Source organism: Kineococcus sp. AC630 (genome assembly GCF_979255925.1).
On the sequence record NZ_CEEDMJ010000001.1, the window covers coordinates 101310 to 121699 of the forward strand.

Here is a 20390-nt window from a genome sequence, read left to right on the forward strand (position 1 = left end):
CGTGGTCTGCTGAGGGCGTGCTGCTGTCGCTGCTGGACCGTTCGCGGACCCGGACCGGCCGCTCCGACGCCGACGCGCTGCAGGCGACCCTGCGCCGGGCCCGGCGGGCCGAGCAGCTCGGCCTGCACCGGTTCTGGGTGGCCGAGCACCACGCCGTCCGCGGAGTGGTGGGTTCCGCGCCCACGGTCCTGATGGCCTCCGTCGCGGCGGTGACGTCGCGGATCCGGGTCGGGACGGCCGGGGTGATGCTGCCCAACCACACCCCCTTCGTGGTCGCCGAGCAGATCGCGACCCTGGCGGCGCTGCACCCGGGGCGCATCGACGTCGGGGTCGGGCGGTCGGTGGGCTTCACGGCGCCCGTGCGCCGGGCGCTGGGGGTGAGCAGCGCGGACGGTTTCGAGGACCGCCTCGCGGAGCTGCTCGACTGGTTGCACGGGCGGGGTCCGGTGACCCTGCGTCCGCTGGTCCCGCCCCCGCCGGTGTGGTTGCTCGCGACGGGCGGTGGGCTGGAGGTCGCCGCCCGGGCCGGGTTGCCGGTCGTCGTGGCGGGGCCGGTGCTCACCGATCCCGAGCCGCTGCACCGCTACCGCGCTGCCTCCCCGCCGGGGCGGGCCCGGGTGACGCTCTCCGTGGACGTGCTCGTCGCCCACTCCGTGGCGGCGGCCCGGCGCGAGCTGCTGCCGCAGGCGGTGGCGTTGGCCCGCACCCGCAGTCGCGGGGAGTTCGGCGCCCTGCCCAGCCCCGAGGAGGCCGCCGCCGCACAGCTCAGCGCCCGGGAACGCGCCGACGTCGAACGGAACCTCGCGTCGACGGTGCACGGCGACGAGGCCGAGGTCCTCGACCGCCTGCAGGACCTGGTGCAACGGACCGGCGCGGTGGAGCTGATGACGAGCACGACCCTGCACGACGAGGCCGCGGAGGCCGAGGCGGACACCCGCCTGGCGCGTCTGCTCGCGCGCCTCAGAATTGGCGGTTGAGGCTGCGCCGGCGGACACGGCGCTCGATGCGGTCGAACTCGCGGCGCAGCGGCTGCGAGCAGAACTCCCCCAGCGTGACCCCGGCGGCGAGCGCCAGCGCCGTCCCCAACGCGGTCACGAGCTGGGCGAGTCCGGCCGACGTGCCCCCACCCACGATCGCGAAGATCGCCCGGTAGATCGCGAGACCGGGCAGCAGCGGCACGATGCCGCAGATCGACACCACCAGGCCGGGGACGTTCCAGCGCCAGGCGGTGCCCTCGGCCATGAACCCCACGAGCAGCGCGGCGACCCCGGCGGCGGCCACCGGCCCCATGCCGAGCAGCACGCAGGCACCCGAGGCGCCCGTCGCGGTGGCCCCCGCCAGGGCGGCCAGCCCGACGGCCCGGCCGTCGGCGTAGCCGGAGACGGCCCACGTCACGGCCGCGCAGGTGCCGGCGAGCACCTGCACGAGGTACGGGGTCGACGTGGCGGCCGAGAAGCTGAGGCTGAGCGAGATGCCGGCGCGCTGGCCGAGGTCGAGGACGCCGGCGATGCCGAGGACCAGGCCCGTCGTGAGCAGCACCGTCTCGAAGGCCCGGGCGCCCGCGGTGACGTAGAACCCGGAGATCGCGTCCTCGGCGGAGCCGACGAGGGACAGCCCGGCGAGCAGCACGACGATCCCCGACCCGACGACGAGCGACGGCGGCAGCTGACCGATCCAGTCGGGCAGGTAGGGCTGCCACTCGAGCAGGGCGAGGGCGAACCCGGTGGCGATCCCGGCCCCGGCGACCTGCTGGAAGAACGCGGGCAGCCCGCGCCGGTTCAGGGCGGCGAGGACGAGCTGCAGGACGGTGGTGACGAGGCCGGCACCGACGGCGACGGCCCAGCTCCCCCCGAGCAGCACCGCGACGGAGACGGCGAGCCCGATCGCCCCCGCCCCCGACATCCAGGGCCGGTAGGGGCGGCGTTGGGTCAGCAGCCGCTTGAGCCGGGTGTCGACCTCGTCGGGGGCCAGGCCGTCGGCGGCGGCGTGGGCGAGGTCGTAGAGCGCCGAGAGCCGCGAGTAGTCGTTGGCGCGGACCTTCACGACGCGGACGGCCGTCAGCGGCTGCCGGTCGTCACCGGCGGTGGAGACGATGACCGCGGTGAAGGTGATGTCGACCTGGGTGTGCTGCAGGCCGGCGCCGTCGGCGGCGCGCAGGGTCAGGGCGGTGACGTCGGCGGCGGAGGCCCCTGCGGACAGCAGGGCCTCGGCCATCCGTGCCATGGCGTCGAGGACCTCGAGGGCCTCGGCCCGGGTCAGTCCCCCCTCGACGAGCGGCTCGGGGTCGGGCAGGGACTCGCCCGCGATGAGGTCCGCCAACCGGGCACGCAGGTGTCGCACGGTTCGCAGCGCAGGCACGCGCCGACGCTATCGAACCCCCGGCCCCGGCGGCCTCAGCAGGAGATCAGCAGGAGAGGGCGAGCTCCCTCTGGACAGCCGGGGTCACCAGTCCGCAGCCGACCTGGGCGGTGCCGAGGTCGACGACCTGCCAGGTGCCGCCGACCTGCTGGAGGACGACGGTGGCGGGGTCGAGGACGTCGGCTCCGGCCACGGTGGGGGTGAGCTGCGCGGCGGCCCACGTGGGGTCGCTGTCGGCGAGGCGGACGTCGGTGACGGAGTAGTCGGAGGCGGGCACCCCGGCCACGGCGGGACTGGTGGTGACGGCGGTGCTGATCTCGGCCGGAGCGCTGGTGGTGTCCGCGCTGGCCGACCCGGTGGTCATCGCGGCGATCGTGACGGCGAGGGCCGGCGCGGCGAGGAGCAGTGCGGTGGTGCGGCGGGCCATGGTCGAACCTCCTGGTCGATCGACCGCACGGTCGTGTGGTCGAGGGTGGGACGCACCGCACCCTCGACCCGTTGCACGATCCGTCGTCCGATCACCTGGAGGTGGTGTGGAGGTCGTGTGCTCACCCCAGGGGGTGGACGACCCCGGCGGCTCCGCCTCCGCGGCGCACGGGTTCCGCGACGGCCTGCACGCTGCCGTCGGCACGGAACTCCAGCGCGACCGCGGCGCCGATCTCCTCGGTGGGGGTGAACACGTGGCCCATCGCGGCCAGCGCCTGACCCCGCGGGGAGTCGACGTAGGCCGGCTCGGCGGAGGTGGCGGCACCGTTCTGCTCCGAGACCCGCGGGTTCGCGACGGCCGTGGGCAGGTCGACCCCCCGGTCGAGGCGGTCGACGAGGATCCCGAGCGTGGTCCCGATGATGGTCGCCCCACCCGGGGAACCGGTGGCGAGGAAGGGACGGCCGTCCTTCAGCACGATCGTCGGCGCCATCGAGGACCGCGGTCGCTTGCCCGGGCCGGGCAGGTTCGGGTCGGGCTGGTCCGCCACCGCCGGGGTGGCGGAGAAGTCGGTGAGTTCGTTGTTCAGCAGGAACCCGCGTCCGGGCACGACGATCCCGGAACCTCCGGTCTGTTCGATGGTCAACGTGTAGGACACGACGTTCCCGGCGGCGTCCGCGGTGACGAGGTGGGTCGTGGACGTCCCCTCGTAGGGTTCGGGGGTTCCCGTCCCACCGGTGGTGCACCCCTCGGCGGGTGCGACCGGCCGGGGCAGCACCGAGCCCGGGTCGACGAGACAGGCCCGCTGCGCCGCGAACTCCGGGGACAGCAGCATCGACTGCGGCACGTCCTGCACGTCGGGGTCACCGACGTAGCGGTTGCGGTCGGCGAACGCGAGCGCCGCCGCCTCGAGCTTGCGGTGTTCGGACTGGACGGGGTCGGAGGTCGCTCCGCGCTGGGCGTCGACGGCGTCGAGCACGTTCAGCGCTTCGCCGACGGTGGTCCCACCGGAACTCGGGGCGGGCATGCCGTAGACGTCGACCGGTCCGCCGGCGCCGGGCGCCTGGTGCACGACGTGGGTCGGGACCCGTTGCCGCGCCTGGTAGGAGGTCAGGTCGTCGAGGGTCATCCCGCCGCGCAGGACCTCGCGCGTGACGCCGTCGGCGAGGGGCGGTGCGGCGACGGTGTCGACGACGGCACGGCCGAGCTCGCCGCCGTAGAACGCCCCGGAACCCTGGTCGGCGAGCAGTTCGTAGGTGCGGGCCAGGTCGGGGTTGGTGAACACGTCGCCGACCCGGGGGGCGTTGCCGTCGGCGAGGAACAACTGCGCGGTGGAGGTGAAGTCGCGGAACCGTTGCGCGTTCTCGACGGTCTGGTCGTGGAACTCCTGGTCGACGACGAAACCCCGTTCGGCCAGCGACCGCGGCCCGGACAGGACGTCGGCGAGGCTCATCGTGCCCTGGTCGGCCAACGCCCGCTCCCAGGTGGCGGGAGTTCCCGGGACACCGACCGACAACGTGGAGTTCACGAGGTCGGCGAAGGGCAGGGGTTTCCCGTCGGCCCCGAGGAACGCGTCCTGCGTCATCGCCGCGGGAGCGGTCTCGCGGCCGTCGAGGGTGTGGACGGTCCCGGTGCGCGCGTCGTAGCTGACGAGGAAGCCCCCACCCCCGACGCCCGCCGAGTACGGTTCGGTGACCCCGAGCGCGGCGGCCGTGGCGATCGCCGCGTCCACCGCGTTCCCGCCCCGCCGCAGGACGTCGAGGCCGATGGCCGTCGCGTCCGGGTCGACGCTCGCGACGGCGCCCCCGAACCCGGTGGCCACCGGTTCCCGGGGCGGGGAGCCGGCGTGCGCCGGGCTCACGAACCCGAACGTCAGGACGGCGGAGAACACCACGGCAGCACCAGCGCGACGTCGCATGCCGCGCACCCTCTCAGCAACCCCACAGTCCCGCCACCGGAACCGGACGGGTCAGAAGGTCGGTACGACCAGGTCGGCGCGGTCCCGGGTGGCGGCGATGACGCGCGCGTTGGCCTCGTCGCTGCCGAGGGCCCACGCGCGGGCGGCGTCGGGGTCCTTGCCGAAGGCGACGTGGCGGGCGATCAGCCGGTCGTGACGCAGGGTCTCCCCCGGGTCGACGAACCAGGTCTCGTCCAGGAGTCCTTCGAGCGCGGCCCACGGCCCCTCGCGCAGCAGCAGGTAGTTCCCCTCGGTGATGACCAGGGGCACCTCCCGCGGCACGGGCAGCGCCGAGCCGATCGGTTCCTCGATCTCGCGGCGGAACTCCGGAGCGTGCACGACCGCCTCCTCGCCGGAGCGCAGCCGCCGCAGCAGCGACACGTACCCGCCGGCGTCGAAGGTGTCGTGGGCTCCCTTGCGCTCGCGGCGGCCGAGCGCTTCGAGCACGACGTTGGCGTAGTGGTAGCCGTCCATGGGCACGACGACGCACAGCTGCGGACCGAGGGCGGCGGCCAGTTGCGCGGCGAGGGTGGACTTCCCCGAACCGGGCGCTCCGACGAGGCCCAGCACGCGGCGCGGTCCCGTCGTCATCGAACGGGCACGTTCCACGAGGTCGGCGAGGTCCATCAGAACACCGTCCCCGGTTCGGCGGCGGGACCTTCGCCCGCCGCCTCGGCGGCGGCGGCGTCCACGACGGCACCCATCCAGCTCTCGCAGGTCCAGCCGTCCTCGGGTGACCCGGTCAGGGCGACGACCCCGGTGTTCTCCAGCCCGGTCGAGATGACGAACTGCGCGGACAGGTTCAGCGCACGCTCGCCCGCCCAGCAGCGGATCGCGGCACCGTGGCTGACGAGGGCGAGGGTGTCGACCCCGGCGGCGCGGGCGGCCGTGACGGCGTCGAGCACGGCGCGGTCGTAGCGGGCGAAGAACGCGTGCCCGTCCTCCGCGCCCGGTTCGGCGGCGTCGAGGTCGCCCTCGAGCCAGGCACCGACGACGCCGAGGTAGCGCATCACCGACGGTTCGTCGCCGAGCATCTCCAGGTCGCCGGCCTGGACCTCGCGCAGACCGTCGGCGACCTGCACCGGGAGGCCGAGGTGGGCGGCGAGCGGGGCCGCGGTCTGCTGGGTGCGCACCAGGGTCGAGGCCGTGATGGCACCGATCCCCTGCTCCCCCAGCAGGTCCACCAGCGCGGCGGCCTGGTCGCGCCCCAGGGCGGTGAGGTCCGCACCGGGTACGGCGGTGTCGAGGAGGTGCTCGACGTTGGAGGAGGTCTGACCGTGTCTCACGAGGTAGAGGCGCACGCCTCACCCTCTCAGAGCGGGAGAACCCTCAGAGCACCCCTCAGAGCACGACGTCCAGGCGCCCCTGGGTGCTGCCGTTGAGCATCGTCATGAGGCGCAGCTGCACCTCGACCGGGACGGGCTCCTTGGCCGCGAAGGTCATGCGCCCGATCATGCGGCGCAGGTCCTCGGCGGTCAGGTCGCGCTGGTCGGAGACCATGCCGGCCGCGCGTTCGCGGTTGATCTCGCGGGCCAGGGAGGAGACCTGGGTGGAACCGATCTCGTGGGCGACCCCGGTCTCGTCCTGCCCGTAGAGGTGGCCGAGCAGGGTGCGGTCGGACTGGGTCAGCTCGTCCAACGGGTCCTCGTCGACCCAGTCCGGGCTGATCCGCTGGACGGGGGTGATGCCCGCCGTGCCGTCGAGGCGGGACGCGTTGCGCACCGCGGGTGCCGAGGTCACCGTTCCGATTCGCATGACCGTCTCCATTCGTAGCCCAGGGTGTCTGCTGTGTGACTCCCAGTGTTACCTGGGGCCATGATCGACCTGAGGGTCAGTCACCCGGATGGAGCAGTGGACGTCCGGGTGACCCCTGGATGGGCCACCCGGACGATCCGCTCACGCTGTGCTCACGTGGGCTTCAGGACACCGGCTCGAGCACGAAGACCGGGATCTCCCGGTCGGTCTTCTGCTGGTAGTCGGCGTAGTCGGGGTAGGCCGCGACGGCACGCTCCCACCAGAGCGCCTTCTCCTCGCCGGTGACCTCGCGGGCGGTGTAGTCCCGCCTGACCGCCCCGTCCTGCAGCTCCACCAGCGGGGTCGCGACGATGTTGTGGTACCAGACGGGGTGCTTCGGGGCGCCGCCCAGCGACGCCACGACGGCGTAGCGCCCGTCGTGCTCGACGCGCATCAGGGCCTGCTTGCGCAGCTTCCCGGACTTCGCCCCCTTCGTGGTCAGGACGACGACGGGCATGCCCCGCAGGTCGCCCGCCTCCTGACCGCCGGAGGCCTCGTACTTCTCGACCTGCTCGCGCACCCAGGCTTCGGGACTCGGTTCGTACTCACCAGTCAACGGCATGTGCGGCAGGCTAATCGGTGCCCGTGAGCTCCGCCGCGCGGGCCACCCCGAGCCGGGTCACGGCTTCCTCGAAGACGCCGGCCAGGTCGAGGCTGAACTGCGGGGACAGCAGCGGGCTGACGGTCAGACCGGCGGCCAGGCACTCGTGCACGTGCTCGAGCATGAAGCGGTGCCCGTCGGCCACGGTGTGGTCGTGGACCTCGACGTGCTCGGCGCCGTCGAGGCCGCTGCGGTGCACGGTGAAACCCGGCGCCGCGGGCAGCACGGGATGGACCTCGATCCAGCCCTCGCTCGCCTCGATCCACGCCTTGGACGGCGTCCGCGCGGCCATCGTCGTCGACAGCGCGGCGATCGCGCCGGAGGGGAACCCCAGCGCCAGCGCGACCTGGCGGTCCACCCCCGTCGGCCCCAGCGACCCGGCGACCTGCACCTGGTCCGGGGTCCCCAGCAGGGTCAGCGCGAGGCCCACCGGGTAGGGACCGAGGTCGAAGAGGGACCCGCCGCCGATGGCCGGGTCGTGGAAGCGGGTCAGGGAGTCGGGAGCGGGGAAGCCGAAGTCGGCGTGCACCCCGAGCACCTCGCCGACGTCCCCGCGCTCGATCGCCTCCAGCAGCGCGATCGTCCCGGGCAGGAACCGCGTCCAGTACGCCTCGAGGAGGAAGACCGACCGTTCGCGGGCCAGGTCGAGCAGGTCGCGGGTGGCGGCGAGGCTCACGGTCATGGGCTTCTCCACGAGCACGGCCTTGCCGGCGAGCAGGGCGGCCCGGGCCGGGGCGTGGTGCTGCGGGTGGGTCGTCGCCACGTACACCGCGTCGACGGCGGGGTCGGCGAGCATGGCGTCCACGTCGTCGTAGGCGCTGATCCCCGTGCCCTGGTCCGCGGCGAACCCCTTCGCCCGCTCGAGGTCACGGGAGGTGACGGCCACCAACCGGCCCCCCGGAGCGAGCTCCAGCGCACGGGCCACCGTGCGGGCGATGCCCCCGGTCCCGACGAAACCCCAGCCGACGCTCACGCGCTTCTCCCTCGAACCTCAGGCAGGTGTCTCCTGCGGGACGTCAGCTTTGCGCGGCAGCGACTGCGACGCACCCGCACGGCTCACGGTCACGGCGGCGACACGAGCCGCCCAGTGCGCGGCGTCGAGCAGTCCGGCCCCGTCGAGGAGTGCGTCCGCGAGCGCCGCGACGAAGCTGTCGCCCGCCGCCGTGGCGTCGACGAGGTCCGCGCGGACGGCCGCGACCTCGGCGTGCCCGCCCGGGGTGATGACGACCGAGCCGTGCTCACCGCGGGTGACGATCGTGGTGCCGGCGGGCCGGACGCGGCGGGCCTGGGCGACGATCCCCTCGACGTCGCGGGCGGTGGGCTCGCCGGCCAGGACGGCGAGTTCACCCGCGTTGGGCACGAGCAGGTCGGCACGGGCCAGCAGGTCGGCCGGCAACGGCCGGGCGGGGGCGGGGTTGAGCAGCAGCAGACCGGTGCACAGCCGGGCCGCGGCGAGCAGGGCCTCGTCGGGCACCTCGCACTGCAGGAGGACGACGCGGGCGCTGCTGACGGCCTCGGCGGCAGCCTGCACCCGGGTCTCGTCCATCCGGTCGTTGGCCCCGGGGCTGAGCACGATCGTGGACTCCCCGCCGTGCACGAGGACGACGGCGACCCCGGTCGGGACGTCGAGCGCGGCGACGTGCTCGACGTCGACCCCTTCGCCGGCCAGCGCCGCACGCAGGCCGCGTCCCTCGTCGTCGTCGCCGACGGCGGCGACCATCGCGACGCTGCGCCCGAGGCGGGCGGCGGCGACGGCCTGGTTGGCGCCCTTGCCGCCCAATCCGCGTTCGGCGTCGGAGCCGCGGACGGTCTGACCGGCGGGCGGCAGCTCGTCGAGCCGGATCGCCAGGTCGGCGTTGACGCTGCCGACGACGGTGACGTCGTGCGTCTTCTCGGCGTGCGGCTTGCCGTGGCTGTCGTAGCTGATGCTCACGCGTGCTCCTGACGGACGGGGAGGACCCAGATGGCGGCGACGGCCGGGTCGCCGAGGTCGACGTCGCGCCCCTCGCCCACCCGGACCACGGTGGTTCCGGCGAACTCCCTGCGGTGCAGCACTTCCAGCGTCAGGTCGAGACCGATTCCGAGTTCGGCGAAGTAGCGCAGGACGTCCGGGTCGGCGTCGGAGATGCGGGCGACGACGCCCGTGCCGCCCTCGGGGACGTCGGAGAGGTTGTGCGCGCCCGGTTGCGGGACGGTCCCGTCGGGACGCGGGATGGGGTCCCCGTGCGGATCGCGTTCCGGGTGGCCGAGGCGGGCGTCGAGACGGTCGAGCAGGCGGTCGGAGACGACGTGCTCCAGGACCTCGGCCTCCTCGTGGACCTCGTCCCAGGAGTAGCCGAGGTCGGCGACGAGGAAGGTCTCGAGCAGCCGGTGCTTGCGGACGACGGCCAGGGCGCGCAGGCGGCCCTCGGCGGTGAGTTCGACCCCGCCGTAGCGCTCGTGGCTCAGCAGGCCCGCGTCGGTGAGCTTGCGCACGGCCTCGGAGGCGGTGGACGGCGAGACGCCCATGCTCGTCGCGAGCATCGAGAGGGTGATCTTGGCGTCGGACCACTCCCCCGCCGCGTAGACGGTCTTGAGGCAGTCCTCGGCCGCCGGGGTGGCCGCAGCGGTCGTCGAGGGGCGGGGCACGGGGAAAGCTTGCCACCCGGCGTATGCGGGCAGGGTCGCAGCACGTCGGCGGTTCCGAGTTCGGTGCGCCGAAAACGTGGTTACAGTGGACCGGTCAGCCGGAGGACCACCGGAGCAGCACCGACGGAGCAGAGGAGCGACCGTGCGCCGACCGTGGATCGACGTCGCCGACGTGGTGCTGAGCCTCGCCCTGCTGGTGGCCGCCGGTGCCGCCCTCGGCCGGGACCGCCCCCTCGACGCCGGGGCCGCACTCGTGCTGGCGCTGGCCTGGGGTGCGGTGGCCACCGTCCGGATGCGCGCCCGCCGGCGCGCTCGCCCCACCCCTCCGGCCGGCCCTGCGGTCACAACTCCATCGGTTCTCCCAGCGGGTGCTCCGGGAACCTCCCGCCCAGCCACTCGCTGACGGAGTTCAGGGCGGGCACCGACCCCGCGTAGCCCTCGGCGTCGTCGACGGGCTCGTAGCCCATCGCCCGGCCCTCCTCGAGGGACCACCACCGGCGCGTGTTGTCCGAGACGCCCCAGATGCAGCGGTACCCCACGGGCGGCGCCACCAGGAACGCCTCGACGAGGCGGGCCACGTCGTCCGGCGACATCCACGTCGCCAGGGCCCGCTCCCCGTTGGGTTCGGGGAAGCAGCTGCCGATGCGCACGGCGAGGACGTCGAGACCGGTCCGCGCGCCGAACAGCCGGCCCAGCGACTCGACCGCCGTCTTGCTCCACCCGTAGTAGGAGTCGGGCGGTGCGATGGCGTCCACGGCCAGGTCGGCCCCGGCGTCCAGGGTCGGGGCCATCCCGACGGCGTGGTTGCTGGAGGCGAGCAGGACCTTCGGGACCCCTGCGGCCCGGGCGGCGTCGAGCAGCACCCAGCTGCCGTGGACGTTGACCTCGAGGATCCGCTCCCAGGTGTCCTCCCCGGGGATCCCCGCGAGGTGGACGACCGCGTCGACGCCGTCGACCGCGCGGGCCACCAGCTCGCGGTCGACGACGGACCCGGTCAGGACCTCGGCGCCCGCGGGCACGAAGTCCGGGTCGTGGTCGAGGTCCAGCAGTCGCAGTCGGCGCCCCTCGCGCGCGAGCCGCGCCGTGAGCATGCGTCCGACGACCCCGTTCGACCCGGTGATGAGCAGTCGTTGCTCTCTCTGTGCCACGGCGGCAGCCTAGCCAGTGCGGAAAGCGCGTTCCCGGTCACCGCGCGCCCCGACGGTGCCAGGATCCCCGGGTGGCTCCCGACGCTCCTGACGCACCCACCTCCGACCTATCCTCCGACCTATCCTCGGCGTGGCGACGCACCCGCCCCCCGCGCACGACGCTCCACCTGGACTCCGCCGCCGCCGGCCGCAGCAGCTGGGCGGTGCTGGACGCGACCGCCCAGCACGCCCGTCGCGAGGCCGAGCGCGGCGGCTACGTCGCCGCCCAGGAGGTCTCGGACCTCCTCGACGCGACCCGCCGGCACGTCCTCGACCTGCTCGGCTGGGCGGAGGGGACCGTCGCCTTCGTGCACAGCGCCGAGGACGCGTGGCGTCAGGTGCTGCTGGGCTGGCCGGGCGACCTGCCCGTCACCGTCGCCCACGCCCGGGGCGAGTACGGCCCGAACCTCACCGTCCTGCGCCGTCTCGGCATCGGCACCAGCGAGGTCGCCGGCCCGCACCGCCTCGACCCCGCCGCCTTCGAGGCCTCCCTCGCCGCGGACCGTCCCGACCTGCTCCACCTGACCTGGCTCGGCAGCCACGTCGGGACGGTGCAGCCGGTGGCGGAGGTCGCGGCGCTCGCGCGGGCGGCGGAGGTACCCGTCGTCGTCGACGCCGCCCAGGCCTTCGGGCACGTCGACACGACCGGCGCCACCGACGTCGACGTCGTCTACGGGACCTCGCGCAAGTGGCTGGCCGGCCCGCGCGGGGTGGGTTTCGTCGCGGTCCGCGGCGACCTCGCGGACCGGATGGGCGGGCTGGAGCAGGCCGAGGCGCACGTCGCGGGCCGGGTCGGGTTCGCCGCGGCGGTCGCCGAGCACGTCGCCCTCGGTCCGGCCGCGGTGCACGCCGGGCTCGCGGCCCTCGGGTCGCGGACGCGGCGACGCCTGGCCGACGAGCTCAGCGGGACGTGGGAGGTCGTCGAGGACCTCGACGAACCCTCCGCGACGGTCACGCTGCGACCGCAGGAGGCGATCGACCTGGCCGGGTTGCGCGCCGAACTCATCGCGCGCGACGGCATCGTCACGACCTACGTCGGTCCCGAACGCGCCCCGGGTGAGATGACGACGCCGACCCTGCGGGTCAGCGGTCACCTCGACACCACCGACGAGGACGTCGACGCGCTGGCCCGGGCGTTGCTGCGCCGTTCCTGACGCGCGCCCGGCGGGCACCGCTGCCAGAGTGGGTGCCGATTCCACGCATCGAGGAGGTACGACGTGAAGGGCAAGATCATCTTCCTGGCCGCCGGGGCCACGGGCTACGTGCTCGGGGCTCGCGCGGGCCGGGAACGCTACGACCAGATCGCCTCGGCGGTCGGCCGCCTGTGGGGCAACCCGAAGGTCCAGTCCCGGGTCGGTGACCTCGAGGACAAGGCCGGCGACCTCGCGAAGCAGGCCGGTTCGCTGGCTCAGGAGAAGGTCGGCGCCGCCGCCGGTTCCGTCGCGGGTTCCGTGAAGGACAAGTTCAGCGGCAGCGGCGACAGCAGCAGCAGCGACAGCAGTGACGCTCCCCTCGGGGAGCAGCACCACACCCGCATGCCGACGGACTAGTTCCGCGGAGTTCCGGGTGCGACGTGACGACGTGGCGCCGACAGTGGGGGCATGAGTTCTCCCACGGTCGGTGACCACGTCGTCTCGCGTCTGGGGCAGTGGGGCGCCCGACGGTTCTACGGCTACCCCGGCGACGGGATCGGCGGGGTGATCTCCGCCGTCGGCCGCGCCGTCGAGGCCGGCGAGGCGGAGTTCGTGCAGGTCCGGCACGAGGAGACGGCGGGGTTCGCGGCCACGGCGGACGTGAAGTTCGGCGGCTCGCCCCTCGGGGTCGCCGCCGTGACGTCCGGACCGGGTGCCGTGCACCTCCTGAACGGGCTCTACGACGCGAAACTCGACCACATCCCCGTGGTGGCTCTGGTGGGTCAGACCTCGACGGCCGCCCTGGGCACCTCCTACTACCAGGAACTCGACCTGGTGCGCCTCTACGGCGACGTCGCCGGGGAGTTCGTCTTCCAGGTGACGAAGCCCGAGCAGGTGCAGCACGCCATCGACCGCGCCGCCCGCACGGCGCTGGAACGGCGCACCGTCACCGCGGTGATCCTCCCGAGCGACGTCCAGGACCTCGACGCCGTCCTGGAGGTTCCCGACGCCCACGGTTTCACGCACACCTCCGCCGTACCGGGGTCGCTGCCCGGCATCCCCCGGCGGGAGGCGCTGGAACAGGCCGCGGAACTGCTGCGCTCGGGCAAGAAGGTCGCGATCCTCGCCGGGGCCGGAGCCCTGGGGGCGACCGCCGAACTCACCGCCGTGGCCGACGCCCTGGGGGCCGGGGTCGCGAAGGCGTTGCTGGGCAAGGCCGTCCTCGACGACACCCTCGACTGGGTCACCGGGTCCATCGGACTGCTCGGCACCCGCCCCAGCTACGACCTGATGCGGCAGTGCGACGTCCTGCTGATGGTCGGGACCACCATGCCGTACACGGAGTACTACCCCGCGCCCGGTCAGGCCCGCGCGGTCCAGATCGACGTCGACGGAACCCGGTGCGGGCTGCGCTACCCCACCGAGGTGAACCTCGTCGGGGACGCGAGGCTCACCCTGCAGGCCCTGCTGCCGATGCTGGCGGGGGCGGAACCCGACCCGGGGTGGCGCCGCGACATCGCCCGGTGGAACACGGCGTGGCGGGAGTGGGGCGAGGAACGCGCCGCGGCGAAGGCGGATCCGGTGAACCCGGAACTCGTCGTCCGCGGCCTCTCGTCCCGCCTCGAGGACGACCACCAGATCGCCGTGGACTGCGGGACGGCGACGAGCTGGTTCGCCCGCGACCTCGACCTGCGCCCGACGATGCAGGCCTCGTTGTCGGGGACGCTGCTGTCGATGGGTGGCGGCCTCCCCTACGCGATCGCCGCGAAGCAGGCCCACCCCGACCGGCCGGTGCTGGCCCTCGTCGGCGACGGCGCGATGCAGATGAACGGGGTCAACGAACTCATCACCGTGGCCCAGCGGTGGCGGACCTGGTCCGACCCGCGGTTCGTCGTGGTGGTCCTCAGCAACCGGCAGTTGTCGTTCGTCGCCTGGGAGGCGCGGGCCATGCAGGGCGAGGTCCCCTTCGACGCCGCGATGGACGTCCCCGACGTCCCCTACGCGGGCTGGTCGCAACTCCTGGGTCTCGGAGGCCGGCGGCTCGAGGACCCCGCCCAGGTCGACGACGTGCTCGACGAGGCGTTCGCGGCGCGCCGGCCCTACGTCCTCGACGCCGTGGTCGACCCGAACGTCCCGATGATCCCGCCGCACGTCAGCCTGGAGCAGATCCTCGGCACGGCGAAGTCGCAGTTGAAGAGCGACCCGGCGGCGAAGGGGATCGTCGTCGAAGGCGTCCGTGAGACGATCGGCGCCGCGGCCCGGGCACTGGGGAAGCACCTGCCCGGCGACTAGTTCCGGAGGTCACCACGTGCACTGGAGAGCGGCGCGGCTCGCCGACGGTCCCGCGATCGCGGACCTCCGGGTGGACGTGCTGCGCGAGTCCCTCGAGCGGGTCGGGCGTTTCGACCCGGCCCGCGCCCGGACCTACTTCCTGGGTTCCTTCGCTCCGGAGTTCACCCGGGTGCTCGACGGCCCGGAGGGGATCGTCGGCTCGATCGCGGTGCGGCCGAGCCCCGAGGGCACCTGGATCGAGCACTTCTACCTCGCGCGGGACCTGCAGGGAACGGGGCAGGGCGGGGCAGTGCTCGCGGACGTGACCGCCGCGGCGGACAGGACGGGAACCACGCTGCTCCTCGACGTCCTCGTGGGCAGCGACGCCCGTCGCCTCTACGAGCGGCACGGCTTCGTCGAGGACCACGTGGACGGCGTCGATGTGATCATGGTGCGACCACTTCGATGAGGGTAGGCTAAGCTCCGCCCGTGCCTCTTCTCCTGAACCGCCGACGCCTGCTCGCCGGCGCCGGCCTGAGCATCGCCGGTGCCACCCTCACCGCGTGCGGGTCGTCGGAGTCCACCGCGGACGGCGCCGAACCCGCCTCCACCGCAGCCGGTTTCCCGTTCCGCTACCGCCACGCCTTCGGCGAGACCGTCGTCGAGGCCCCCGCGACCCGGGTCGCGGTGCTGGGGGTCACCGACGCCGACCCGCTGCTGGCCCTCGGCGGGCAACCGCTCACCACCACGGGGTTCACCTTCTACCCCGCGACGGGTCTCGGCCCCTGGGCCGCGGACCTGCTCACGGGTGACCTCGTGAAGATCGACTCCGACACCGAGTTCAGCGTCGAGCAGATCGCGGCGCTGCGACCCGACCTGGTCCTCGCGCTCGTCTCCGGCATCGACCAGGCGCTGTACGACCAGCTCTCCCGGATCGCCCCCGTCCTGGCCCGGCCCGTCGGGAGCACCGACTACGGCACCGACCGCAGCGCGAACACGCTCACCATCGCCGCCGCCCTGGGCCGGACCGAGGCGGGACAGGCTCTCGTCGACACCGCGGACGCGGCCTTCACCGACGCCGCGGCCGCCCACCCGGAGTTCGCCGGCCGGACGGCCCTCGTCGCCCTGCCCTACCAGGGCAGGTACGGAGTGTTCACCCCCGGTGACGCCCGGGGCGCCTTCATGGCCGACCTCGGTTTCGTCCTGCCCCCGGCGGTCGCCGCCCTCGACACCGGGGACAGCTTCTTCATCGACCTCTCCGCCGAGCGTCTGGACCTGCTCGACGCCGACCTGCTCGTGGTGCTGACCGACGACGCCGACCGCGCGGAGGTGCAGGCCGACCCCGTCCTGCAGCAGTTGCCGGTCGTGCAGCGCGGTGGGCTCGTGCTGCCCAGCGTCGACGAACGCGGAGCCATGACCTACAACAGCGTCCTGTCCGTGCCCTACGGTGTGAACGCCCTCGTCCCGCAGTTCGCGACGGCCCTGGCCTAACCCTCGCGGGCAGCCAGCACCTGACGCAACACCCTGCGCGGCAACACGTACCAGCACACGACGATGAGGGTGGCGACCGCGCCGCCGGCGGCCCAGCCGGCGACGCGGCCGCCGATCACGTCCGCGACCAGCAGCACCCCGCCGGACACGACGACCCCCACCGTGGCCATCCCGGCCTTCGCGAACGCGGTGCCCGCCGCGACGAGACGCTCCTTCGATCGCTGCCGGAACAGCGCCCGGTGGTAGCCGACGGGGGCGATGAACAGGACCACGGCCGTGACGGCCAGCAGCAGGACCACGACGTAGACGGTCACCTGGTAGCGGTCCAGCGACTCGAACCGGGACTGGAACGGCAGCGTCAGCAGGAACCCCGTGAGCAGTTGGACGCCGGTCTGGACGACGCGGAGTTCCTGCAGCAGCTCGACCCAGTTCCGGTCCATCCGTTCCGTCGGGGTCTCGTTGCGCAGTCCCGCGTAGGGGTCGTCGGGGTCGAGGGGGGTCACGACCGGCCGTCCGCCGAGACGGCGACGAGCTTGTCGACCGTGCGCAGGTTCCGCGTGGTGACCACCGGCTTCCACCGCCTCGCCGCCGCGAGCTTCGCGAACGGGGTGTCGGTGCTCGAGCCCTTGGGGCAGCGCCAGTACGCGACGTCGCCGGCCAGCGCCACGGACTCCTCCTCGTTCGCGGTGTGCGACGCCACGAGTTCCGCGAGCTGCGCCCCGTCCGAGGCGAAGACGCAGTACGGGTGGTCGACGTCGTCGTGGCGTGCGAACGGGTACCCCGCAGCGATCTCCGCCAGGCGGTCCGGGGTCAGGACCACGACCCAGGCGTCGTAGCCGAACACGTCCCGCAGCGCCTCCTCGACCTCACCCTTCACCGTCTCCCGGTCCTGCGACGGCGCGACGAGCGTGACGTTCCCGCTGGCCAGCACCGAACGGACCCCGGTGAAACCGGCCCCGCCCAGTGCGGCCGAGAGCGGCGCGCTCTTGATCGTCACGCCGTTGACGTTCACCCCGCGGAGCAGGACGACCCACCTCACGAGGACTCCCCCGCCGAGGTCGCCACGTCCGGATCGTCCATGCCCCCCACCCTGCCGGGGCGGACGTCCGGCGGCAACACGTCCCCTGGACAGGTACGCCCCCGTCGCGTCAGGCTCGGCGCATGACCGACACCACCGGTATCCGCCTCGGCATGGTCGTCCTGGACACCCCCGACCCCCGTGGCCTCGCCACCTTCTACGCGGGCCTGCTCGGTTGGGAGCTCGACCCGGAGGACACCGCCGACGACTGGGTGACGATCCGCGGCGACGGCGGCGCCCCGATGGCGTTCCAGCTGGCCCCCGACCACGTCCCGCCGACCTGGCCCGCCGGCGAGGTTCCCCAGCAGTTCCACCTCGACCTCCTGGTCGCCGACTACGACAGCACCGAACCGCACGCCCTGGCCCTCGGCGCGACCCCCGTCCAGGACGACGGCGACCACCCCGGGTTCCGGGTCTACGCCGATCCCTCCGGCCACCCGTTCTGCCTCTGCCTGGACCACTGACTCAGCGGATCGGGCGGATCAGCACCTCGCGGCGCCCGAACCGGGTCAACGGTTCCTCGGCCACCACGTGACCGAGGAGTTCCGCTCCGGGGTCGGACATGGTCGTGAAGCCTCGGCGACGGTAGAACGGCCCGTTCCAGGCGACGTCGGCGAAGGTCGTCAACGTGACGCCGGCGAAACCCCGGTCGGCGGCCCGGTCGAGGACCGCCGCCAGCAGAGAACTCCCCACCCCGCGACGAGCGGCGTCGGGGTGCACGGACACCTGCTGGAGGTGCGCGAGTCCGTCGACCCGTTCGACCCGCGCGAAACCCACCGGCGGTGTGCCGGCGACGAGTACGAACTCCGCGGCCTGCAGCTCCTCCACCGAGGAGACGTCGTCGGGAAGCTCGACGCCGAGGTCGCGGAACAGTCCGTCCGCGGCCCGCTCCACCGCGGGCAGCAGGTCCCAGTCGCCGGGTCCCGCGAGACGGACGGTCACGGTGCGGCGGACGGTCACAGCGCGGTGGCCCGCAGCGCGGCCTCGCGGAACGGGGTGCCCTCGACGACCTGGAACTCGATGTGCCGCGCGACCTCGTTCACCTGCCCAAGCTACGACGCAAGCGCCGGACCATCCACGCCGTTTCCCCACCTCCCACCAGACCGACAGTCGTGTCGGAGGGGTCTGATAGAACAGTGGTGGGCCCGCTCTGATTTTGAAAGTTGTTGCAGCGCAACGTAAATAGCTTGACCAAGGCTGGATGTTCGGATAGGGTCGAACACGTGGTGAGCACCCTTCAGGTCGCCCTCGACGACCTCTCCGACGCGATCGCGGCCGGCCTACCCTCGGCCGAACTGATCGACACCATCACCGTGCTCCAGAAGTTCACCCGCCGCGCCTCCGCCGTCGGCTACCAAGCCATCGCCGCCTACGCCGACACCCTGCGCGCCGAGGACGAGCACCGCGGTACCTCCCGCGAGAAGACGTCCGCCGCCATCTGCCGCGAGATCGCCCTCGCCCGGGGATGCTCACCCCGCGCCGGGAACACCCACCTCGGCGTCGCCGACGCACTCACCCACGAGATGCCCGAAACCTACTCCGCCCTCCGCGACGGTCACATCGACGAGCTCACCGCCCGTGACGTCGTCGGGGAGACCTCGCACCTCAGCGTCGAGGACCGCGGCACCGTCGACGCCACCCTCGTCACGGAACTCCACCGCCCCGGAGCCAGCGGCTGGCAGATCTCCCGATCAGCCCGTGCCCTCGCCGACCAGATCGACCCGGCTGCCGCCGTCGCGCGTCGCACGAAGGCCGAAGGCACCCGCCGCGCCACCATCCGTCCCGGTCACGACTCCCTCGCCGTGCTGAGTCTCACCGGCCCCATCGCCGACACCGTCTCCTGCCACGCCGCCCTCGACCGCGCCGTGCGAGAACACCGTCTCGACGTCCCCGACGACGAACGCACCGACTCCCAGTTGCGCTACGACATCGCCGTCGAACGCCTCACCGGCCGCCAGATCGCGACCGACCCCGTGCCCGTCTCCCTCACCCTCGTCATGACCGAAGAAGCCATGTTCCGCGACGGCCACCAAGCCGCCTCGATCCTCGGCCACGGCCCCATCGCCGCCGCCCACGCCCGCGAACTCGTCCACTCCGCCGCCGAACGAGACCGCGTCTGGCTCACGCGCCTCTACACCCGCCCCCACGACGACGCCCTCATCGCCATGGACTCCCGTCGACGCCTCTTCCCCCATGGCCTCGCGACCTTCTTCCGCCTGCGCGACCAACGCTGCGCCACCCCCTACTGCGACGCTCCCGTCCAGCACATCGACCACATCCAGCCCTGGTCACAGGGCGGAACCACCACCCTCGACAACGGCCAGGGCCTCTGCGCCCGATGCAACCACACCAAGGACCTCGCCGGGCTGAGAACGGTCCACGACCCCGAGACCCGGGTCACCACGTTCATCACGCGCACCGGCCACAAGTACCCCCGAGAACCACCCCCGGCTCTCGGGCACCCCACCCTGCCCGAACGGCGGAAGGCGGGACGTCGGGCGAGCGACTGGGCGAGGGCGGCGTGAACCCGTCCCGACGTCCGGCAGGATCGCGGACGTGGAACTCCCGGACGTCGTCGTCGCTCGTGCCCTCGAGTCCGGCCCGCAGGGCGGCGACTGGGTCGCCGCGCTCCCGGCGCTCGTCGCGGAGCTCGAGGACCGCTGGCGGATCCGGGTCACCGAGACGCTGGCCGGGGGGACGGGTGCGTTCGTCACCCGCGCGCTGACCGAGGACGGCACGACGGTCGTCCTCAAGGTCCCCGTCCCGGGTCTGTACGACGACCGCGTCGTGCGGGTCCTGACCCGGGCCGACGGGGCGGGGTACGTGCGCCTGCTGCGCCACGACGACCGGGCGCTGCTGCTGGAACACCTGGGGCCGTCGTTGGCCACGACGGGACGACCGGTCCGCGAGCAGCTCGAGCGGCTGGGACGGTTGCTGCCGACGGCGTGGCAGCGCCCCGGAGACCACGACACACCGTTCGACAAGGCGGCCGGTCTGCTGGAGTTCGTGGCGGACCGCATCGACGGGTGGGAGGGTCCGGCGCTCGAGCGGGCCCTCGAGTTCGCCCGGCGCCGCTCGGCGGGCTTCGACCCCGAGCACGCCCTCGTCCTGCACGGGGACCCGGCGCCGGCGAACACGCTGACCGTCCCGGAACCTCGACGCGGCGCCGAGCTCGGGGTCGTCTTCGTCGATCCCGACGGCTTCACGGGCGATCCTGCCTACGACCCCGGGGTGGCGTTGCGCGACTGGTGCCCGCAGCTGCTCGCCGCGCGCGACCCGGCGGACCTGCTCCGCGGCTACTGCCGGACCCTGGCCACGGAGTCCGGTCAGGACCCGCAGGCCGTCTGGGAGTGGGGTTTCCTCGAGCGGGTCTCGACCGGCCTCTACGCACGCTCGCTGGGTGCGGAGGACCTGGCCGCCCCGTTCCTCGAGACCGCTACCCTGCTGGCCCCGGACGTCTGAGTCGTA

At 73.5% G+C, this 20390-nt stretch carries 23 protein-coding genes; 9 read left to right on the top strand and 14 right to left on the bottom strand.

What is annotated here, in order from left to right; all coding sequences use genetic code 11:
- Positions 1-17 precede the first annotated feature (17 nt).
- Positions 18-977: an MsnO8 family LLM class oxidoreductase gene (locus AC0I8G_RS00465; RefSeq protein WP_471728212.1), complete on the top strand. Its 960-nt coding sequence runs from the start codon at positions 18-20 to the stop codon at positions 975-977.
- Here the strand turns inward: AC0I8G_RS00465 and AC0I8G_RS00470 are convergent.
- The 11 genes from AC0I8G_RS00470 to AC0I8G_RS00520 all read right to left on the bottom strand — a co-directional run bounded on the left by AC0I8G_RS00470 (position 961) and on the right by AC0I8G_RS00520 (position 10910).
- Complete coding sequence (locus AC0I8G_RS00470; RefSeq protein WP_471728213.1) at positions 961-2358, bottom strand: threonine/serine exporter family protein; 1398 nt, start codon at positions 2356-2358, stop codon at positions 961-963. The two genes, AC0I8G_RS00465 and AC0I8G_RS00470, sit on opposite strands and share 17 nt — an antisense overlap.
- 46 nt (positions 2359-2404) lie before the next feature.
- Positions 2405-2785 (bottom strand): hypothetical protein, encoded by a 381-nt coding sequence (locus AC0I8G_RS00475; RefSeq protein WP_471728214.1) that lies wholly within the window; start codon positions 2783-2785, stop codon positions 2405-2407.
- Between the two features lie 121 nt (positions 2786-2906).
- The gene (gene ggt, locus AC0I8G_RS00480) at positions 2907-4700 is read right to left on the bottom strand and encodes a gamma-glutamyltransferase (RefSeq protein WP_471728215.1); all 1794 of its coding nucleotides are present in this window, start codon (positions 4698-4700) and stop codon (positions 2907-2909) included.
- A gap of 51 nt (positions 4701-4751) precedes the next feature.
- Positions 4752-5366 carry a nucleoside/nucleotide kinase family protein gene (locus tag AC0I8G_RS00485; RefSeq protein WP_380259081.1) on the bottom strand — a complete coding sequence of 205 codons (615 nt, stop codon included), beginning with the start codon at positions 5364-5366 and terminating at the stop codon, positions 4752-4754.
- Positions 5366-6040, bottom strand: coding sequence for a histidine phosphatase family protein (locus AC0I8G_RS00490; protein ID WP_380259082.1), 675 nt, complete (start codon positions 6038-6040; stop codon positions 5366-5368). Before AC0I8G_RS00490 ends, AC0I8G_RS00485 begins: the two co-directional genes overlap by 1 nt.
- A 40-nt stretch (positions 6041-6080) precedes the next feature.
- Positions 6081-6494 carry a hypothetical protein gene (locus AC0I8G_RS00495; protein ID WP_380259083.1) on the bottom strand — a complete coding sequence of 138 codons (414 nt, stop codon included), beginning with the start codon at positions 6492-6494 and terminating at the stop codon, positions 6081-6083.
- Positions 6495-6657: 163 nt separating this feature from the next.
- Positions 6658-7095 (bottom strand): nitroreductase family deazaflavin-dependent oxidoreductase, encoded by a 438-nt coding sequence (locus tag AC0I8G_RS00500; protein WP_471728216.1) that lies wholly within the window; start codon positions 7093-7095, stop codon positions 6658-6660.
- Between the two features lie 10 nt (positions 7096-7105).
- On the bottom strand, positions 7106-8107 hold the full coding sequence (locus tag AC0I8G_RS00505) for a Gfo/Idh/MocA family protein (protein ID WP_471728217.1): 1002 nt from the start codon (positions 8105-8107) through the stop codon (positions 7106-7108).
- Between the two features lie 18 nt (positions 8108-8125).
- Positions 8126-9067, bottom strand: a complete 942-nt coding sequence (locus AC0I8G_RS00510) for a ribokinase (protein WP_471728218.1) — start codon at positions 9065-9067, stop codon at positions 8126-8128.
- A complete protein-coding gene (locus AC0I8G_RS00515; protein ID WP_328292601.1) occupies positions 9064-9762 on the bottom strand; it encodes a metal-dependent transcriptional regulator in 699 nt (232 codons plus the stop codon). The genes AC0I8G_RS00510 and AC0I8G_RS00515 overlap by 4 nt, the downstream gene beginning before the upstream one ends.
- A gap of 341 nt (positions 9763-10103) precedes the next feature.
- Entirely contained in the window at positions 10104-10910 is an 807-nt protein-coding gene (locus AC0I8G_RS00520) for an NAD-dependent epimerase/dehydratase family protein (protein WP_471728219.1), read from the bottom strand.
- 71 nt (positions 10911-10981) lie between these two features.
- Here AC0I8G_RS00520 and AC0I8G_RS00525 point away from each other — a divergent pair, with 71 nt between their 5' ends.
- From AC0I8G_RS00525 to AC0I8G_RS00545, 5 genes are all read left to right on the top strand, one after another.
- Complete coding sequence (locus AC0I8G_RS00525) at positions 10982-12103, top strand: aminotransferase class V-fold PLP-dependent enzyme (protein WP_471728220.1); 1122 nt, start codon at positions 10982-10984, stop codon at positions 12101-12103.
- Between the two features lie 63 nt (positions 12104-12166).
- Complete coding sequence (locus AC0I8G_RS00530) at positions 12167-12499, top strand: YtxH domain-containing protein (protein WP_471728221.1); 333 nt, start codon at positions 12167-12169, stop codon at positions 12497-12499.
- Positions 12500-12550: 51 nt separating this feature from the next.
- Positions 12551-14374: a thiamine pyrophosphate-requiring protein gene (locus AC0I8G_RS00535; protein WP_471728222.1), complete on the top strand. Its 1824-nt coding sequence runs from the start codon at positions 12551-12553 to the stop codon at positions 14372-14374.
- A gap of 16 nt (positions 14375-14390) precedes the next feature.
- Positions 14391-14822 carry a GNAT family N-acetyltransferase gene (locus AC0I8G_RS00540; protein ID WP_471728223.1) on the top strand — a complete coding sequence of 144 codons (432 nt, stop codon included), beginning with the start codon at positions 14391-14393 and terminating at the stop codon, positions 14820-14822.
- 20 nt (positions 14823-14842) lie between these two features.
- Positions 14843-15844, top strand: a complete 1002-nt coding sequence (locus tag AC0I8G_RS00545) for an ABC transporter substrate-binding protein (protein WP_471728224.1) — start codon at positions 14843-14845, stop codon at positions 15842-15844.
- On the opposite strand, the gene AC0I8G_RS00550 is transcribed toward AC0I8G_RS00545, so the two are convergent.
- Both AC0I8G_RS00550 and AC0I8G_RS00555 read right to left on the bottom strand, forming a co-directional pair.
- On the bottom strand, positions 15841-16347 hold the full coding sequence (locus AC0I8G_RS00550) for a DUF6328 family protein (protein WP_471728225.1): 507 nt from the start codon (positions 16345-16347) through the stop codon (positions 15841-15843). The genes AC0I8G_RS00545 and AC0I8G_RS00550 overlap by 4 nt on opposite strands.
- On the bottom strand, positions 16344-16883 hold the full coding sequence (locus AC0I8G_RS00555; protein WP_471728226.1) for a DUF1697 domain-containing protein: 540 nt from the start codon (positions 16881-16883) through the stop codon (positions 16344-16346). The genes AC0I8G_RS00550 and AC0I8G_RS00555 overlap by 4 nt, the downstream gene beginning before the upstream one ends.
- A gap of 122 nt (positions 16884-17005) precedes the next feature.
- Here AC0I8G_RS00555 and AC0I8G_RS00560 point away from each other — a divergent pair, with 122 nt between their 5' ends.
- Positions 17006-17386, top strand: a complete 381-nt coding sequence (locus AC0I8G_RS00560; protein ID WP_328292610.1) for a VOC family protein — start codon at positions 17006-17008, stop codon at positions 17384-17386.
- Between the two features lies 1 nt (position 17387).
- On the opposite strand, the gene AC0I8G_RS00565 is transcribed toward AC0I8G_RS00560, so the two are convergent.
- Positions 17388-17864, bottom strand: coding sequence for a GNAT family N-acetyltransferase (locus AC0I8G_RS00565; RefSeq protein ID WP_471728227.1), 477 nt, complete (start codon positions 17862-17864; stop codon positions 17388-17390).
- Between the two features lie 281 nt (positions 17865-18145).
- On the opposite strand from AC0I8G_RS00565, the gene AC0I8G_RS00570 reads away from it, so the two are divergent.
- Both AC0I8G_RS00570 and AC0I8G_RS00575 read left to right on the top strand, forming a co-directional pair.
- The gene (locus tag AC0I8G_RS00570; protein ID WP_471728228.1) at positions 18146-19447 is read left to right on the top strand and encodes an HNH endonuclease; all 1302 of its coding nucleotides are present in this window, start codon (positions 18146-18148) and stop codon (positions 19445-19447) included.
- A gap of 31 nt (positions 19448-19478) precedes the next feature.
- Positions 19479-20384, top strand: coding sequence for an aminoglycoside phosphotransferase family protein (locus tag AC0I8G_RS00575; protein WP_471728229.1), 906 nt, complete (start codon positions 19479-19481; stop codon positions 20382-20384).
- The last annotated feature ends 6 nt before the right edge of the window (positions 20385-20390 follow it).